This is a genomic window from Acidobacteriota bacterium (assembly GCA_028875725.1).
In the GTDB taxonomy this organism is placed as follows: Bacteria; Acidobacteriota; Thermoanaerobaculia; order Multivoradales; family Multivoraceae; genus Multivorans.
On sequence record JAPPCR010000023.1, the window covers coordinates 47,910 to 64,966 of the forward strand.

The following is a 17,057-nucleotide window of genomic DNA, read 5'->3' on the forward strand; positions in this document are numbered from 1 at the left end:
CCGTCACCGGGGCCGGCGCTTGAGGTTCTTCTGCCGCGCGCGCCCCACCGCGAGCGACTCGTCGGGCACGTCCTTCGTGATCACCGATCCGGCGCCGGTGTACGCGCCGGCGCCGACTTCGACCGGCGCCACCAGGATGCAGTCGCTGCCGACGAACGCGCCCTCGCCGATCACCGTGCGGCTCTTCTTCTTGCCGTCGTAGTTGCAGGTGATGACCCCGGCGCCGATGTTGGCGCCGGCGCCCACCGAAGCGTCGCCAAGATAGGCGAGATGCGACGCCTTGACGCCGGGACCCAGCGTCGCCTTCTTGACCTCCACGAAGTTGCCCACCTTGGCGCCGTCCTCGAGCACGGCCTCCGGGCGCAGACGGGCGAAGGGACCGATCGTGCAGTCGGCCGCGACGCGCGCGCCGTCGAGCACCGAGTAGGGCAGCACCTCGACGCCGTCGCCGAGAACGCTGTCGCGAATCCAGGCGCCGGCGTGGACGGTGCATCCGCTCCCCACGCTGGAGGCGCCCAGCAAGGTGACGTTGGGGTGCAGTATCGAGTCGGCGCCGACCGTCACGCCGGCGTCGATCCAGACGCTCTCCGGGTCGAGAACCGTGACGCCCGCGGCAAGCAGGGCATCGACGCTGCGCCGGTAGAAGACGCGCTGAACGGCAGCGAGGTCGGCCCGCGACTTGACTCCCAGCACCTCCGAGGCGTCTTCGACCCGGACCGTCGCCACCGGTTGCTCGCGAGCGGCGGCCGAAACGGCATCGGTCAGATGGAACTCGCTCCGGGCGTTGCCGGTGTCGACCTTCGCGAGCCGGTCGAAGATCTCAGGAACGGGGAGTGCATAGTGGCCGGCGTCGACCGTGCGAAGCGCGAGCGTGTCGTCGTCGACGACCGCAACGCTGCCCCAGCCGGCGCCGGCGGCTTCGAGCAGGGCTCGCAGGGTCCCCGGGCGGACCAGGGGCGCGTCGCCCGAGAGGACCAGCGCCAGTCCCTCGGAGCGCAGGGATTCGCGAGCCATCGACAGCGCGTGCCCCGTGCCCCGTTGCTCCGGCTGCTCCACCCAGACGATGTCGTCCGTGCCCCCGTCCTCGCTCTCGAGCACCGAACGGACCTCGTCCGCCCCGCTACCTGTGACGACAATGATCGGAGCGCAGCCCACGTCGCGCGCGGCCTGAACGACCCAGGACACGAGCGGCCTGCCGCCCACCCGGTGAAGGACCTTCGGCTGTTCCGAACGGAGACGCTCGCCACGACCGGCGGCGAGAACGACGGCCGCGACGGTCCTGGACGTCATCCTCCGTCGCTGTGGTCATGGACGAGGCTCTGGAAGCGCTCGTCTTCGTTGAGGGAAGCGAAGTCCGTGTCGTGAAACGCCCGCACCCGGTTCGTCGGATCCAGCTCCACCGCCTTCGCCAGCGAATCGAGCGCCGGCGCCGATTCGCCCAGCAGCGCGCGGATACAGGACGCGAGATAGACGAAGCGACCGTCCCTGGTGCGCGACCCCGCCGTGCAGATCTTCAGCGCGCCCTCCAGGTCGCCGTCGTTCCGGGCCATGACCGCCTCGAGGAACGCGTCGTTGCCCTTCCCGTCCCTCACTGCCCCGGCCCGGTCGCATGCCGCCAGGTAGTCCCTGGCGCGGCTCGCGAGCCGGCTCTCCGCCCCGGCGGCGATCACCGCCTCGAACTCGGTCCGGGCTTCAGCGACCCGATCCCCGTGGAACAGCTCGATCCCGGCTTCGAGCTTCTTCAACGCGGCGTCCGCCGCCTCCGAACCAGCCTCACTGCTCGCCATCCGCTACCTCCGACTCGACGCCTGCCGACCATTCGGCCTACCGACCACTGGGAACGCGCAACCCTAGCGCAGAACTGTGGCACGCTACAGCGGAATGTAGTCCTCGCGGAGCAACGCGTACAGGAAGTGGTCGGTGCGCCGGCCCTGCAGCACGAAGTAGGAGCGGAGCCTGCCTTCGCGCACGAATCCCAGCTTCTCCAGCACCCTGCGGGAGGCGTCGTTGTCGGTCGCGCAGCGGGCCTCCAAGCGCTCCAGCGGCGTTCGCAGGAGGAGTTCGGGCAACAACTGGCCGAGCGCGGCGGTCATCGTTCCGCGGCCATGATGCCGGGTCGCCAGCGCGTAGCCAAGTTCACCCAGGCCATGCTCCCAGTTCACGACCGCCAGGGTGACCCAGCCCGAGCGTTCGCGGTCGGTTTCGATCATCCAGGTGTAGCGCTCGCCGCGACCGCGGTAGAGGTCCCTGGGGCGCTGCGCGGCAAGGTCCGCACGCAGCCTGGCAACGGACACGTTGTGGAGGGGCTGGTAGCGGCGCACGGCGGGTTCGGCGCGCCAGCGACGGAGGAACGCCGCATCCGAAGGCCGCGCCGGCCGCACGACGACATCGACTGCCCGGGAGGGCGGTGGGTGACGTTTCAGGGGGCTGGTCATCGTCAGGGGGCGCTAGGTGGTCCCGGCGCGGCGCCCCAGCCGGGGTAGCGCGCCGCCGAGGGCGATCAGGCTATACCCCTGGGCGAACAGGTATAGGAAAGGCAGGGACCACCAGCGACCGTAGAGTCCCGCGGCGGCAACGCAGGCCCAGAAGTAGAGCGCCAGAGTCGCTTCGCCCCAGAGACTCCATACCGCAGCCGATCTGTAGAGCGCAGGCGGGTTCCGGGCGGCGGCCGGGATCTTCGGCGTCCGGGCGAAGACGCCGCCGCGGCGCAACAGACCGCTGATCGTCGCGGCCGAGTTGTTGAGCGACAGGCCGATGCCGATGGACATCGCGAGCGGCACCTCGAACCAGAACCGGGATCCGCGCCTCCCGGCCCGGCGCTGGCCGGCGGCATAGCAACCGGCGACCGCCACCGTCCCGAGCAGGAACAGGGGCGCGTCGATCCACAGCAGCAGGTGCGGCGACTCCTGCCGCTTCAGGATCGCCGGCAACAGGAGGAGGCCGAGAGCCACGAGCAGCGGGTAGCAGATGCCCGACGTGAGGTGCGCGGCAGCCGCCAGCTTGACCCGCGGCCTCACCCCGCTGCGCAGGATCCGCCCGAGCAGCTTGCGCATCGTCTGAGCCGATCCCCGGGCCCAGCGGTGCTGCTGGCTCTTGAAGTCGTTGACCCGGGCCGGCAACTCCGCCGGCACCGCGACGTCCGTCATCAGCATGAAGCGCCATCCGGCGAGCTGCGCCCGGTAGGAGAGGTCGAGATCCTCGGTCAGGGTGTCGACCTGCCAGCCCCCCGCCTCCTCGATCGCCCGCCGCCGCCAGACGCCCGCGGTGCCGTTGAAGTTGAAGAAGCAACCCGCCCGGTAGCGAGCCGCCTGCTCGACCAGAAAATGGCCGTCCAGCAGTACGGCCTGAGCGCGGGTCAGAAGCGAATCCCTGCGGTTCATGTGGCCCCAGCACGCCTGGACCATGCCCAGGCCGCGATCGCGGAAAGCCGGCACCGTCCGCCGCAGAAAGTCGGGTTCCGGCACGAAGTCGGCATCGAAGATCGCGATCAGCTCCCCCCGCGCCTGCTCCAGACCGGCAGCCAGCGCGCCGGCCTTGAAACCCCGCCGATCCTCCCGCCGCAGGTGCCGAATGATCGGTAGCGGCCGGTTCCGCCCGGACGCCCGGGCGAGTTCGGCCTCGACCCGCTCGGCGGTGTCGTCGGTCGAGTCGTCGAGGATCTGGACTTCGAGCCGATCCGCGGGGTAGTCGAAGTCGAGAACGGCGGCGATCAGCCGGGCGGCGACGTAGCGCTCGTTGTAGATCGGCAGTTGGACGGTGACCAGGGGCCACTCGACATCCCGCTGCGTACTATGTTGGACGCCAGCGGAGTCCGCGCCGCCATCCTCGCCGCCAACCGACGATCGCGACACGCGAAGCACCAGGAGCAAGACCAGCCGATGCAGTCCGTAGAGAGCGAGCGTACCGAGAACGGCGTAGTAGACGGGCAAGAGCACGGACGTTGACGATATGGCAAGGCGACCAGGGTTCGGATTGCTGGCGGCGGCCTGGCCTCTGGTTGCCTGCTTTGCCGCGCTCCTGGCGCTCGACCTCGCCGGGTTTGGACCGACGCCGGGCGCGCCGGGCGCAGGCGTCTCCTTCCTGCTCATCCTGGTGCTGGCGTTCGCCGCGCTGTGGTGGGGGCTGCGGCGCCTGGGCGCGGCGAAGGGCTCGCCGCGTGAAGTTCCGGTCGCGGGCATCCTCGCAGTGGCCGTCGTGCTCCGCCTGCTCGCGCTGCCGCTCACGCCGAGCCTCTCCGACGACGTCTACCGCTACCTGTGGGACGGACGGGTCGCCGCCTCGGGATCGAACCCGTATCTCCTGACGCCGGACGACGAGAGCCTCGCCGGGTTGCGTGACGACCTCTGGTCGAAGGCCGGGCATCGCGAGATCGCCACGGTCTATCCCCCGCTAGCACTGGGAGTTTTCGCCGGCGCCACAGTCCTTCCCGAGCCGCTGCTCGCCTACAAGCTGGCTCTGGCCGGAGTGGACCTGGCCGGCTGCGTGTTGTTGCTGGCGCTGGCGCGGCGTCGCGGTAACGGCCTGGTGGCTCTCGCGTACGTCTGGAATCCGCTTCTGGTTGTCGAGGGCGCCGGCATGGGGCACGTCGATGTACTCGGCGCCTCCCTGGTCATCGCCTGCGTCTGGCTGCTCTCGGTGGGAAGGAACGCCGCGGCCGCCGGCGCCGCCGCGTTTGCGGTGCTGGCCAAGCTGGTGCCTCTGGTCGCGCTGCCTCTCTGGTGGCGGAGTGTGCGGCGCCGGGGACAACGGATGTTCGCGGCTGGCACTGCCGGGCTGCTGCTTCCGGCGACGGTCGCCGTGCTGCTCTGGACCCGCGGCGTTCCGCCGGGCCTCGTGGAGTACGCGCTGCGCTGGGAGTACAACGGTCCCTTCTACGAGCCGCTGTGGCGCCTGATCGGAGTGCTGCGGCTCGACCTGGCCGCTTCCGGGGTCGTCCACCTGGTCCGGGTGATCTTCGGCGGCGACGTCGAGGAGACTCCATGGAGCACGCTCTACTCCTACGCCTATCCCCAGTTCCTCGCCCGCCTCGTTCTCCTGGTCGCCGCCGCCGTTCTCTGGCTTCGCCTCTGGCGGCGGCGCCCGGAACCCGTCCAGGCTGCGTTCGGAGTCTTCGGCGTCGTTCTCCTGATGAGCCCCACGTTCTACCCCTGGTACCTGATCTGGATCCTCCCCTGGGCGGCGCTGACGGGCGCCCGCGCCGTCCTCGTGCTTGCCGCGACGCTGCCTCTGGCCTATCTTCCGGCTCTTGCCGGACTGCCGTACTTTCCCTGGGTCTACGGCGCCGTCTGGCTGCCGCCCATGACTCTGCTGCTGCTCGAACGCCGACGGCGCGGAAACGCGCGACCCGAGCCCCCGTCACGATGAAGTACCGCCTGCTGATCGCCTACGACGGGTCGGACTACGCCGGCTGGCAACGCCAGGACAACGCCCTGGCGATCCAGCAGGTCGTGGAGGAAGCGGTAGCGGCGGTAGCAGGCCGGAGCGTCGACGTCCATGGCGCCGGCCGCACCGATGCCGGCGTCCACGCCTCCGGCCAGACGGCGCATCTCGACCTCCCGGCCGGGAACCTGCCGCCCCGCGAAACCCGCCGGGCGCTCGTCCACGGCGTGAACCACCATCTCCCGGGGGCGATCCGGGTGCTTGCCGCCGACGCCGTCGACGACTCGTTCCACGCCCGCAAGAGCGCGTCGTTCAAGCTCTACGGCTACCGGCTCTGCACGACGCCGGTGATCGACCCGTTCCGGGCGCCCTTCGTCGTCCCGGCACCGCGCAGACTCGATCTCGAGGCGATGAAGAAGGCCGCCTCCCTGATCCGCGGGCGGCACGACTTCGCGGCCTTCGCCAAGGCCGGCGGCAGCCACCGCAGCACGGTGCGAACGATTCACGAAGCCCGATGGACCGAACAGGGAGACGAGCTCCGGTTCCGCGTCGCCGGCGACGGCTTCCTGCGCGGCATGGTGCGCGCCCTCGTGGGCACGACGCTGGAAGTCGGCCTCGGCCGCCGGACGCCGGCCGATCTGGCGGCGCTTCTTGCCGGTCGTCCGCGCGCCGAGGCGGGCCCGAACGCACCCGCCCGGGGCCTTTGCCTGGAGCGCGTGGAATACGATCACTCGCAATGAAACGCGTCGTCACTGGTGTCGTGACCGCGGCGCTGGCGGCAGCCATCGTCCTTTACCTCAAACCCGTCTACTTCGCAGCGGCAGCCACCGCGGTGGCCGTCGTGGCGGCTTCCGAGTACGGCGCCCTGGCACGCCGTATCGTGGTCTCGCGAACCATCACCTGGGCGCTCTGGCTTGCCGTCTGCGTCCTGGCCGTCGTCAGCGCGACCGCGAACGGCCTGGTCGACGTCCCCCTCGGCACCGTCCTGACCGTCGCCGACGCCTGGTTCGCCGCGGCGGCCGTCGTCCTTGCCCTGGCGATCGGCGTCGGTTTCGACAGCCACGCCGATGTCCGCAACCGGCTGCTGACCTCGTCACTGTTCGCGTTCGGAGTTCTGTGGCTCGGACTGTTCCTGGTCGCCGCGATCAACCTGCACGCCTCCTCTCCGGTCCTCCTGTTCTGGGTCCTCGCGGTCGCCTCCCTGGGCGACATCGGCGCCTACTACGGAGGCCGCCGCTTCGGCCGCCGTCCGCTGGCGCCGGTGCTCAGCCCGAAGAAGACGATCGCGGGCGCCGTGAGCGGCCTGATCGCCAGCGCCGTGACCGGCGTGGCGGTGTTCCTGCTCTGGCGGGGGTTCGACTCGTTGAGCATCGACATTCCCGTCGTCGCGCTGCTGTGCGGCGCCGCGGCGCAGGCCGGGGACCTGGTCGCCTCCATGCTCAAACGAGCCGTGGAGGTCAAGGACACGGGCGCCCTGCTTCCCGGCCACGGCGGCCTTCTCGACCGCCTCGACAGCGTGCTGCTGGCTACGCCCGTCCTCTACATCGCGGCTCAGGCCGGGGCGACGCCGTCGCTTCAGCCGTGAGTGTGCGCCGCCTGGCGGTCCTCGGCGCCACCGGCTCGGTCGGCGAGGCGGCCCTTGCCGTGGCCCGCCGGCACCCCGAGAAGCTCGACGTGTGCGTGCTGGCGGCGAGGGGCACGAAGCCCGCGCGGCTCGCGGAGCTTGCGCTCGAGTTCCGGCCTCGCCGGATCGTCGTCGAGACGGAAGAAGCGGCGCGGCGCCTGCGTGCCGACCTGCCTCCGGGCCCAGACGTCGGTTGGGGCGAAGCAGCCCTGGTCGACGCGGTCGGGGACAGCCACGTCGACCTGGTCCTGACGGCGATCGTCGGCGCGGCCGGACTCAGGCCCGCCGCGGCGGCCCTTGCCGCCGGCGCCGACCTGGCGCTTGCGAACAAGGAGGCGATGGTCGCCGCAGGCCCACTCCTGCGCCGGCTGGCGGCCACGTCGGGCGCGAAGATCCTGCCGGTCGACAGTGAACACGCCGCGATCCACCAGGCGCTGCGCGCCGGGCGGCGCCGGGAGGTGAGGCGCCTCGTGCTGACCGCCTCCGGCGGCCCGTTCCTGGACCGCGACCCGGCCACCCTCGACACGGTGACGCCGGCCGAGGCAACGGCCCATCCGACCTGGAACATGGGGGCCAAGATCAGCGTCGACTCCGCGACGCTGATGAACAAGGGTCTGGAACTGATCGAGGCCAGCTACCTGTTCGACGTGCCGGGATCCCGGATCGACATCCTGATCCACCCCCAGTCCCTCGTTCACTCGATCGTCGAGTTCCGGGACGGCAACTCGATCGCCCAGATCTCTGCCAACGACATGGAGTACCCCATTCGCTACGCCCTGTCCCATCCCGAACGGTGGTCGCTCCCCGACGACGGCGCCGCGAACGGGCTGAGCGAGCTGCTCGAGGCAACTTCCGAACTCAGGTTCAGAAGAGTGAACCCGGAGGTGTTCCCGGCGCCGTCCCTGGCCCGCGAAGCGCTCATCCGGGGAAACGGCGCGCCCGCCGCGCTCAACGCGGCAAACGAAACGGCGGTCGCGGCATTCCTGGGCGGCACCGCGTCCTTTTCCGCCATCGTGCCGGCGGTGGCGGAAGTGCTCGACCGTCACGGCCGCGAGGCCGGCGGCGGGGAGCCGGCGACGATCGACGAGGCCCTGGAATGGGACTCCTGGGGTCGCCGCCGTGCCCGGGAAGTCCTCGCGCAGGTTGGCGGTTAGCATCCACGGAGAAGCGCCACCGCGGCCTCCCCAACGATGAACTTCCTGAGCAACATCCTGGCCTTCCTGGTCGTGATTGGAGTGATCATCTTCATCCATGAACTGGGGCACTTCCTGGCCGCGAGGCTGTTCCGGATCAGGGTCCGGGTCTTCTCCATCGGCATCGGTTCCCGCATCTGGGGCTTCGAGCGAGGCGGTACGGAGTACCGGCTGGCCATGATCCCGCTCGGCGGCTATGTCGCCTTCTCGGGAATCGACGCCGCGAACCCGACCGGCGACGCGGGCGACTTCACCGCCAAGCCGCGCTGGCAGCGAATGATCGTTCTCCTGGCAGGTCCGGCGGCCAACGTCGTGCTGTCGATCGTCCTGATCGCGGCGGTGCTGATGGCCGGGACCGAGTTGGCAGGACCGCGGGATCTGAGCACCGAGATCGGCGGCGTGGCGCCCGATTCGGCCGCGGCCGAAGCCGGGCTCCTGGCGGGCGACGTGATCCTGCGCCTGGACGGCGAGGAAGTGTCCGAGTGGAGAGAGCTTTCCAACACCGTCCTGATGTCGCCGGAACGCCGGCTCGCGATCGACTTCGAGCGCGACGGCGAGGCCCGGAGCACGGTACTCGTCCCTCGCCGGATGCCGCGCTACGAGCTGGGCGACGCGGGGCTCTACGCCAGCCTCCTGCCGCGGGTTCGCCAGGTCTTCGAAGACACTCCGGCCGAGCAGACGGGGCTGCGCTACGGAGACACCCTCTACGCCGTCGACGGCCATCCCGTCGCCAACGCGGACGACTTCCGGCGGCTCGTCGAGCCGCGCGCGGGCCAGGAAGTGAGCCTCGAGATCGGCCGTGGCGAGGATCGTCTGGTCGTGCGGCTCGTGCCGGAGGAGGAGGGCGGGGTCGGCCGCGCCGGCATCGCGATCAGCCACTTCTCCTATCAGCGCGTAGGCCCGGTCGCGGCCATCGCCGAGAGCGCCCGGATCAACTGGGAGACGACGACGGAGATCTTCGACTTTCTGGGCGGCATGGTGGAGCGGCGCGTTTCGCCGCAGAGCGCGCTGGCCGGCCCGATCGAGATCAGCCGGATCAGCGGTCAGGCGGCTCGCAGGAGCTTCAGCGACCTGGTGTTCCTGATGGCCTTGATCAGCCTGAATCTCTGCATCCTGAACCTGCTGCCCATCCCGATCCTCGACGGCGGCCAGCTCGCCATCCTGCTGCTCGAGAGCGTTCTGCGACGCGACCTCTCCCTCCAGATCAAGAGCCTGGTCACCCAGTTCGGCCTGGCGCTCGTCGTCGCCATCATGCTGTTCGCGATCTACTCCGACCTGGTGAAGAACCTGCCCGGCCTCGGGCGCTGAAGGCGGTCCGATGACGATGGCCGGAAAGCTCCGGGACTGGACCGGCAAGGCGATACGCCATCCCTGGCTCAGGCGAGGCGTGCTCCTCGCCGCCTACGGGGGCCTGCTCGTCGCCCTGCTGGGCGCTTCGTCCTATCTGGCGCTCTCGAACTTCGTCCGTAGCGGCGTCATCGCGGTACCCGACCTGGTTGGCCTCGATCGAAGCCAGGCTGAAGCGGGCCTCGCCACCGCGGGCCTGGCACTGCAGCGCGTGGAGGACGACCGCTTCGACGAGGCAGTCCCGGCGGGCCATGTGCTCCGGCAGGACCCTCCCGCCGGCAGCGCGGTCAAGGAAGGCAGCGGCGTGATCGTGTACCTGTCGCGCGGCCGGGAGCTCGTCGAGACGCCGGACCTGAGCGGCCAGGTACTGCAGACGGCCCAGGTGAGCCTCACGGCCTCGGGCCTGCAGATCGGCAGGAGCCGGAGCGTGTTCGCCGAGTCCGGCGTGCCGGGCACCGTGGTCCGCCAGGATCCTCCTGCCGGCAGCCGGGTCGACCCTTCGTCCCAGGTGGACCTGATGGTCAGCCTGGCCAACCCCGGGGCAACGTACGTCATGCCGGACCTGATCGACCTGCCCGAGGACCCGGTCCGCGAGTTCTTCGGGACGCGCGGATTCCGCCTCGGAAGGGTAAAGTACGAACCCTACGAAGGCGTCCCAGCCGGGATCATCCTGCGTCAATACCCGCTTCCGGGCCACCCCCTGCGTCAGAGCGATTCGATCGCCTTCGTCGTGGCCGCGCAAGACAGCCGCTGAACCCGCAAAGCACGCCCGCAAACCCAAAGATGAAGATTGCGCCTTCGATCCTGGCGGCGGACCTCGCCGACCTCGCCTCCGCGGTCAGACTCTGCGAGGACGGCGGCGCGCAGTTGATCCACGTCGACGTGATGGACGGCCACTTCGTGCCCAACCTGACCTTCGGGCCACCGGTAATTGTCGACCTGGCCAGCCGAACGAGCGTCGGATTCGACATCCACCTGATGGTCTCGAACCCCGAAGCGCTCCTCGACCGGTATCTCGAGAGCAGGCCGGTCTGGGTCTCGATCCATCACGAAGTGACGGAAGAGCCGGGACGGCTCGCGGCGCGCATCCGCGAACGCGGCGCGGGCGCCGGCGTGGCTGTCAACCCGGCGACGCCGCTGGACGAACTCCTGCCCTACCTGGACCAACTGGACTTCGTCGTGCTGATGTCGGTCGTGCCCGGTTTCGCCGGCCAGGCCTTCCACCCCGAAGTTCTCGACAAGGCCCGGCGGCTCCGCGCCGTCGTCGACGAGCGGGGTCTGCCCGTGAGCATCGAGATGGACGGCGGAATCAAGCCCGGCAACCTGGGCGAAGTAGCCGCTGCCGGCGTCGACGTCGCCGTCGTCGGTTCCGGCATTTTCGCCGCGGGCAGGCCCGTCGAAACCCTCGTCGCCCTCCGACGGCAGGCGGGCGAATGAGCCGTCGCGGCGCGCAGATCCTGCTGGCGGCCGCGCTCGCCCTGGCCGCCGCGTGCGGCGGCGTCAAGGACGACCCCATCCTGCGGCTCTCGTCGGCCGAGGCCCTGGAGATCGGCAAGCAACTGCTCGAAGACGAGAAGTTCACCCAGGCGCGCGAACATCTCGTCCACGCCTTCGAGGTCGAACCGAACTCCGAGACCGGCCGTGAAGGACTGCTGCTGGCCGCGGACGCCCTGTTCCTGCGCAGCGGCTACCAGTCGTACGTCGAAGCCGAGCAGCGCTACCGGGACTTCCTGAACCGGTTCCCGACATCCGACCAGGCGGCGTACGCCCAGTTCCGTCTCGCCGCCTCGCTCGCCGAACGAATGGAGAAGCCGGACCGCGATCAGCAGACGGCCCGGCAAGCGCTGACAGAGTTCGAGAACGTCCGCCGGCTGTATCCGACCAGTCAGTTCGCCGGCCAGGCCGCCCAACGCATCGTCGAGGTCCGCAACCACCTGGCGGAGCACGAGTTCGTCGTCGGGGCCTTCTACTACCGTTTCCGCACTCCCACGGCTGCGGGGAATCGCTTCAGGGAGATGCTTGAGGAGTACCCGGACTACCCGGAGCCCGACAAGATTCTCGCCCACATGTGCCTCACGTACCGCCTGGTGCTCCAGCAGATTCCGAGCCGGTTGGGACTCGATCGCTACGAGTACCTGCGCGAAGCCTGCGATGAACTGCGGAACGGGTTTCCAGGCAGCCCCTGGATCAAGAAGGCACCTTCGGACGAGCAGCTCCGGAAACTCCGAAGCAAGGTGCCGGCTTCGCCCATCCGGCCGGACGGGAATCGACCAGGTCCGCCGACGGAGGAGTACGCGGATAACTGAACCCGGGGTCCCGCCAGCGCTACTCACCTCCTCCGGTCTAACTGGCGGCCGGGCCTCGATCAGGCCGTGCGAAGGCCTCGGAACGCCTGAACCCTGTGCTAAAATCGCGGTTTCGGCATGTGACTCGCGTTGAAGCCACTCAGCCCAGACGACCGCCTTCCGGACGACGCGACCGAGGATCTCAACGGCCAGCTTGATCGCCTCGTGAACCAGTTGGCTTCCCAGGGCGTCACCTTGGCGCAGGCCCGCGAGATCTTCGAACGGCAGTTCATCCTAGCGTCCCTACGACTCAACCACGGAAACATCACCAACTCGGCAAACCACCTGGGCCTCCATCGCAACACCCTGCGAAACAAGGTCGCCACGCTTCAGATACAGGCCACCGACTACCGAGGCTCCAGCAAGAGGCTCCAGTCGAGATAGCGCTCCACAACGCTTCGCGGGGATCGCCCTCCCGGACCTTCATCCGACCTGCATCAGACTGGCATAGAGCTTGCTCTTTGCCACGTAGTCCGGCGCTCTTACTGGCAGCGAGCGCCTGACGCCGCCAGGACACGCACTGATCTGCCAGCGGTTCCGTGGCGCCAGCAACGGCGCCAACGTCTCCATGACTCTCCACAAACTCAGTATCCGCACCCGGGCCGCTGCCGTGACCGTGGCGGCGGCTGCCATTCTGGCCGCCGCGCCCCGCGAAACCGCGCCCGGTCGGCACATGGAACCGTTGCCCATGTCGCCTCCTCTGGAAGACGTCGTTCTCTTCGAGCAGATTCGGGCATGGCTTGAACCGTCGGCCGGAGCCGCCTCCACGCACTTGGGAAGGGGCCCACTGTACGAGAGCATCCAGTCGCGCCGCGAGAGCTTCGAACTGTTCATCGGCGCTGCCGACGAGGACGCGGTCCGGGAGCGGATGCAGCCCGTTCCGTACGGCGGCCTGATCCTCAGCGCCGCCGCGCGTCACGGCGTCGATCCGCTCCTCGTGGCGGCCATCGTCCAGGCCGAATCCTCCTTCGATACGGAGGCGGTCTCCCCCCGGGGCGCCCTCGGCCTGATGCAGATGATGCCGACGACCGCCGAGCAGTTGGGCGTCGCCGACGCCTACGACCCCGGTCAGAACCTCGACGCGGGCGTGAGCTACCTGGCCTACCTGCTGCGCCGCTTCGACGACGACCTGGTCCTCGCTCTCGCGGGCTACAACGCGGGCCCCGGAACCGTTGACCGTTTCGGCGGCCTGCCCCCCTTCCGCGAAACGCGTGGATTCACGAACGGCGTGCTCCGCGTCTACATCGCACATCATCGCGCGGCCTGGGCCGCCGTCAATCCGGGCGGGCTCGACTTCCCGGTGCTGGCGGGCGGCTAGTTGCTCTTGGCGCCCGACGAAGACGCGCTTTCCTCCTCCAGCTCGGAGGAGTCGTCGCCCCGCAGCCCCCGCTTGAAGTTGCGGATGCCCTCACCCATCCCCCGGCCAAGCAGCGGCAGCTTGCTACCGCCGAAGATGACCATCAGGATGACGAAGATGATGAGAAGCTCTTGGATGCCGATGGAAGGCATGGGGTTCTCCTGTTGGAACGTCAGGAATCGACGATCCGGGACTCTAGCAGCTACGGTGGCTGAACGGGCTCTTCGCCGGCAAACGCCACCCACTCCCGGCGCAGGCGGGGAGCGAGTTCACGGCCCTCGGGAAGGGCGTCCAGCGCGTCGAAGAACCGCCGCAGGGCAGGTCGAATCAGCGGCAGGTGACGGTCGTTGCCGAGCGCGGCGAAGTGGGCGAACGTGCCGGCTATCTTGAGCATCCGCTGCGCCACCGCGGCCTGGTAGAGGGCGAGGTCTTCGACCTCTTCTCCCAAGACCGCCAGGTGGCCGCGCCGCCGGCAGGCGGAGAGCCTCAGGCTGTCGTTCAGCAGCGAAGCCAGGTCGTAGTGCGGCGGGCCCAGACGAAGATCCTGATGATCGATCACGACGATCTCCGGTTCAGCCCCCCCGGCCGAGGCCCGCATCATCAGGTTGCGCACCATGAAGTCCCGATGGCAGGGAACGGGCGCCGCCGAGCCAAGACGCTCGCACACGGCCTCGCACAGAGCACGCAACGGCTCGGCCAGAGTCGAGTCTCGCACCAGCCCGCGCGGCTCGAGAAAGCGCTTCCAGGTCAGATCGAGTTCCGCCATAAGCAGGTTTCGATCGAGCGGTGGCGAGCCCAGAGAGCGCACACCGCCGGGAGACAGGAGCTGGATTCGGCCAATGTGAGCCACCGCCTCCGTCAGGTACCGGTCAAGCGCAGCCGCGCTCAGACCGCCGCCCTCCCAGCGGTCGAAGACCGTCTGCGCTCCCAGATCTTCCAGGAGGATCCAGACGGGCTCACCGGGCGAGTGCAGTTCGACTCCCGGCAGCGGCACACCGACCGAGTTCAGCAGTTGCGTCGCGGCCAGGAACCGCGACGCAACGTCGGCCATGTCGCTCGGGTAGGCACAGACGACGAACTGCTCGCCGCCCTCGAGCCGCAGCCGCGCATAGCGCCGCGCGGAAACGTCACCGGTCAACGGTTCGAACGAAGCGGGGCGGAAACCCGCGGCCTGAAGCTCTTCGACGACCGGCCTCCAGAGATCCTGATCGCGCGGTGATGAACCCGGACTGTCGCGCGGACGGTCCGTCTGGGATAATGCTCTCGCTGCCATGGAACCCCGACTCAAGCAACTGCTCGAAGATCTCACCCGCTCCCTGTGCGAGGCGATCGCGGAATCGCCTGAAGTCCACGAGAGGCTCGAGTCGATTCGGGGCGAAGGCTACACGCTGAACCTGCTCCTCGACTGCAAGCCCTTCGAGAGAGACGACGAAGGCGAAACGGAGGAGGAGACGGAACGGCCTCTACCGGCTCCGCCCTTCAGGATCAACGGCCGCGACCTCGCCTTCCTCCGGTCCGTCGGGATCGATCCGACACGCAAGGCCCGCAGCCGGACTTCCCGTCAGTAAGACCTGGTCGCGCCAGATGAACCCGTAGTTCCGGCCCGCCCGAGCGCCGTCCCGACGGTAGCTCCACCAGCCGGGACTGCAGCGTACGCAGCGTTTGACGGCCGAGACCTGGGTGACACCGAGACCGGCGAGCTGCCGCGAAGCGGCCAGCGGCAGGTCGAGGCGGGGCTTCCGGCCGGGTCGTCGAGCGACCACCTCCGCGCCGCTCCGGGACTCCACCTGAGCGGCAACGTCTTCGCCGACCTCATAGCAACAGGGGCCGATCGCCGGACCGATCCAGGCTTCCGCCGACGCCCCGTCACCGGACGAATCACCGTACAACTCGCGGACGGCAGAGGCCAGAACGCCCTTCGCAAGCCCACGCCAGCCGGCGTGAACCGCGGCCACCGAGTCGCCGGCGGCAATCAGGACGGGCACACAGTCGGCGACGAAGACCGTGGCCGCGACTCCGGACGCCGACACGATCAGCGCATCTCCATCGCCGGTCGGCCCGGGACCCGGCGCTCTCAGCGCGTCGGCGCCGTGCCGCTGGCGAAGCCAGGCCGGCGCTGCCGCCGCCGCCGCGGGAACCTGACCCGCCAGAACCTCGAGGGCGTCCTCCGGTCCGGCTGCTCCCCCTTGCGGCACCGCGCCGAGAAACGCGGCCCACACTGGCCCGCGGCGGTAGATCTCGAGTGCGACACTCGCCGGCGGGCCATTCACCGGGAGGGCCTGCTGTAGGATGCCGCGGCCATTGAGACGGCCATGAGCGTAGCGCAGAGCACGACCGGGGCGGGGGCCGTCGGAGTTCCCGTCGACACGGGATGGGAAACGGTCATCGGACTGGAGGTCCACGTCCAGCTACGCACCCGGACGAAGATGTTCTGCCGTTGCGAGAACCGCTTCGGCGCCGAACCGAACGATCTCGTCTGCCCGGTCTGTCTCGGCTATCCGGGCACGCTGCCGGTGACGAACCAGCACGCGGTCGATCTGGCCATCCGGCTGGCGCTGGCCCTCGGCTGCGAAGTCCGGCGGCGGTCGGTGTTCGCACGCAAGAACTACTTCTATCCCGACCTGCCCAAGGGCTACCAGATCAGCCAGTACGACCAGCCCCTGGCCGAGGGGGGCGGCGTCCCCCTGCCGTCGGGGAACACCGTACGCATCCATCGCCTCCACCTGGAGGAGGACGCCGGCAAGCTGCTCCACGAAGTACCCGGAGGGGGACCGCTCCCGGGCCGGAGCCTGGTCGACTTCAACCGTTGCGGCGTGCCCCTGGTGGAGATCGTCACCGAGCCGGAGATCGGCTCGCCGGCCGACGCGCAGGCCTATCTGCAGGCGCTTCACCAGGTCCTGCTCTACACCGGCGCCAGCGACGGCAACATGGAGGAGGGCAGTCTGCGCTGCGATGCGAACCTCTCTCTACGGCCTGCCGGCGAAACCGCGCTCGGAACGAAGACGGAGGTCAAGAACCTGAACTCGTTCCGCCACGTGGCGAAGGCGCTCGAGTACGAGCGGGAACGTCAGTTGCACGTCCTGACGTCGGGCGGCCGGGTCGAGCAGGAGACGCGGAGTTTCGAGCCCGCCACCGGCGTGACCCGGTCGCTCCGGTCGAAGGAGGAGGCGCACGACTACCGCTACTTCCCGGAGCCCGACCTGCCCACCGTCGTGCTGTCAGGCGAACGCATCCAGAGGCAGGCGAACCAGCTTCCGGAGTTGCCGTGGACGAAGAGCGCCCGTTTCCGCGACGCCTACGGGCTACGCTCGGAAGAGGCGGCGCTGCTCTCCGGCAGCGTCGCCCTGGCGAGCTACTACGAACGGGCAGTCGCCGCCCACCCGAAGGGCAAGAGGACCATCGCCAACTGGGTGATGACGGAACTTCTGCGCGAGCTGAAGGAACGGAGCATCGACGTGGAGCAGGCGATCGCGCCGGAGCGTCTCGCCGCCGTCGTGGCCCTGGTCGACTCCGGCGAGCTGTCGACCACGGCCGCCAAGGACGTACTCGCAGAGGCCTGGGACTCGTCCGAGACTCCGGACCAGATCGCCGACCGCCTCGGCCTCCGCCAGGTCCGCGACGACAACCAGCTCGAGGCCTGGGCCGACGAAGCGATCGCCGCCAACGAGAAGGCCGTCACCGAGTACCGCGGCGGACGCCAACAGGCCCTCGGCTACCTGGTCGGCCAGATCATGAGAGCTTCACGCGGCAGCGCCGAACCCCGAGCCGCCCAGGAGATCCTGCGCCGCAAGCTGCGCTGACTAACAGCTAGC

18 protein-coding genes are annotated in these 17,057 nt (G+C 69.4%); 11 read left to right on the forward strand and 7 right to left on the reverse strand.

The window, feature by feature from the left end; translation table 11 throughout:
• Window positions 1-3: 3 nt before the first annotated feature.
• The 4 genes from OXI49_15815 to OXI49_15830 all read right to left on the reverse strand — a co-directional run bounded on the left by OXI49_15815 (window position 4) and on the right by OXI49_15830 (window position 3,935).
• A complete protein-coding gene (locus OXI49_15815) occupies window positions 4-1,290 on the reverse strand; it encodes an NTP transferase domain-containing protein (GenBank protein ID MDE2691969.1) in 1,287 nt (428 codons plus the stop codon).
• Window positions 1,287-1,787, reverse strand: coding sequence for a hypothetical protein (locus OXI49_15820; protein ID MDE2691970.1), 501 nt, complete (start codon window positions 1,785-1,787; stop codon window positions 1,287-1,289). Before OXI49_15820 ends, OXI49_15815 begins: the two co-directional genes overlap by 4 nt.
• A gap of 84 nt (window positions 1,788-1,871) precedes the next feature.
• Entirely contained in the window at window positions 1,872-2,435 is a 564-nt protein-coding gene (locus OXI49_15825; GenBank protein ID MDE2691971.1) for a GNAT family N-acetyltransferase, read from the reverse strand.
• A gap of 12 nt (window positions 2,436-2,447) precedes the next feature.
• Complete coding sequence (locus tag OXI49_15830; GenBank protein MDE2691972.1) at window positions 2,448-3,935, reverse strand: glycosyltransferase; 1,488 nt, start codon at window positions 3,933-3,935, stop codon at window positions 2,448-2,450.
• Window positions 3,936-3,948: 13 nt separating this feature from the next.
• On the opposite strand from OXI49_15830, the gene OXI49_15835 reads away from it, so the two are divergent.
• The 10 genes from OXI49_15835 (at window position 3,949) to OXI49_15880 (ending at window position 13,206) form a co-directional block, all read left to right on the forward strand.
• Window positions 3,949-5,364: a glycosyltransferase 87 family protein gene (locus tag OXI49_15835; protein ID MDE2691973.1), complete on the forward strand. Its 1,416-nt coding sequence runs from the start codon at window positions 3,949-3,951 to the stop codon at window positions 5,362-5,364.
• Entirely contained in the window at window positions 5,361-6,119 is a 759-nt protein-coding gene (gene truA, locus OXI49_15840) for a tRNA pseudouridine(38-40) synthase TruA (protein MDE2691974.1), read from the forward strand. The genes OXI49_15835 and truA overlap by 4 nt, the downstream gene beginning before the upstream one ends.
• Entirely contained in the window at window positions 6,116-6,964 is an 849-nt protein-coding gene (locus OXI49_15845) for a phosphatidate cytidylyltransferase (GenBank protein MDE2691975.1), read from the forward strand. The genes truA and OXI49_15845 overlap by 4 nt, the downstream gene beginning before the upstream one ends.
• Window positions 6,961-8,157 carry a 1-deoxy-D-xylulose-5-phosphate reductoisomerase gene (gene dxr / locus OXI49_15850; GenBank protein ID MDE2691976.1) on the forward strand — a complete coding sequence of 399 codons (1,197 nt, stop codon included), beginning with the start codon at window positions 6,961-6,963 and terminating at the stop codon, window positions 8,155-8,157. Before OXI49_15845 ends, dxr begins: the two co-directional genes overlap by 4 nt.
• A gap of 36 nt (window positions 8,158-8,193) precedes the next feature.
• Window positions 8,194-9,504, forward strand: a complete 1,311-nt coding sequence (locus OXI49_15855; GenBank protein MDE2691977.1) for a site-2 protease family protein — start codon at window positions 8,194-8,196, stop codon at window positions 9,502-9,504.
• Window positions 9,505-9,514: 10 nt separating this feature from the next.
• The gene (locus tag OXI49_15860; GenBank protein ID MDE2691978.1) at window positions 9,515-10,297 is read left to right on the forward strand and encodes a PASTA domain-containing protein; all 783 of its coding nucleotides are present in this window, start codon (window positions 9,515-9,517) and stop codon (window positions 10,295-10,297) included.
• A 29-nt stretch (window positions 10,298-10,326) separates the two neighbouring features.
• A complete protein-coding gene (gene rpe / locus OXI49_15865; GenBank protein MDE2691979.1) occupies window positions 10,327-10,980 on the forward strand; it encodes a ribulose-phosphate 3-epimerase in 654 nt (217 codons plus the stop codon).
• Window positions 10,977-11,849, forward strand: coding sequence for an outer membrane protein assembly factor BamD (gene bamD / locus OXI49_15870; protein ID MDE2691980.1), 873 nt, complete (start codon window positions 10,977-10,979; stop codon window positions 11,847-11,849). The genes rpe and bamD overlap by 4 nt, the downstream gene beginning before the upstream one ends.
• Before the next feature lie 129 nt (window positions 11,850-11,978).
• Complete coding sequence (locus tag OXI49_15875; GenBank protein ID MDE2691981.1) at window positions 11,979-12,272, forward strand: hypothetical protein; 294 nt, start codon at window positions 11,979-11,981, stop codon at window positions 12,270-12,272.
• A gap of 184 nt (window positions 12,273-12,456) precedes the next feature.
• Window positions 12,457-13,206: a lytic transglycosylase domain-containing protein gene (locus tag OXI49_15880; GenBank protein MDE2691982.1), complete on the forward strand. Its 750-nt coding sequence runs from the start codon at window positions 12,457-12,459 to the stop codon at window positions 13,204-13,206.
• On the opposite strand, the gene OXI49_15885 is transcribed toward OXI49_15880, so the two are convergent.
• The 3 genes from OXI49_15885 to OXI49_15895 form a co-directional block, all read right to left on the reverse strand.
• The gene (locus tag OXI49_15885) at window positions 13,203-13,397 is read right to left on the reverse strand and encodes a twin-arginine translocase TatA/TatE family subunit (protein ID MDE2691983.1); all 195 of its coding nucleotides are present in this window, start codon (window positions 13,395-13,397) and stop codon (window positions 13,203-13,205) included. The genes OXI49_15880 and OXI49_15885 overlap by 4 nt on opposite strands.
• A gap of 50 nt (window positions 13,398-13,447) precedes the next feature.
• The gene (locus OXI49_15890) at window positions 13,448-14,383 is read right to left on the reverse strand and encodes a phosphotransferase (GenBank protein ID MDE2691984.1); all 936 of its coding nucleotides are present in this window, start codon (window positions 14,381-14,383) and stop codon (window positions 13,448-13,450) included.
• 325 nt (window positions 14,384-14,708) lie between these two features.
• Window positions 14,709-15,515: a polyphenol oxidase family protein gene (locus tag OXI49_15895; protein ID MDE2691985.1), complete on the reverse strand. Its 807-nt coding sequence runs from the start codon at window positions 15,513-15,515 to the stop codon at window positions 14,709-14,711.
• A 42-nt stretch (window positions 15,516-15,557) separates the two neighbouring features.
• Between OXI49_15895 and gatB the strand changes: the two genes are divergently transcribed.
• A complete protein-coding gene (gene gatB / locus OXI49_15900) occupies window positions 15,558-17,045 on the forward strand; it encodes an Asp-tRNA(Asn)/Glu-tRNA(Gln) amidotransferase subunit GatB (GenBank protein MDE2691986.1) in 1,488 nt (495 codons plus the stop codon).
• Window positions 17,046-17,057 lie beyond the last annotated feature (12 nt).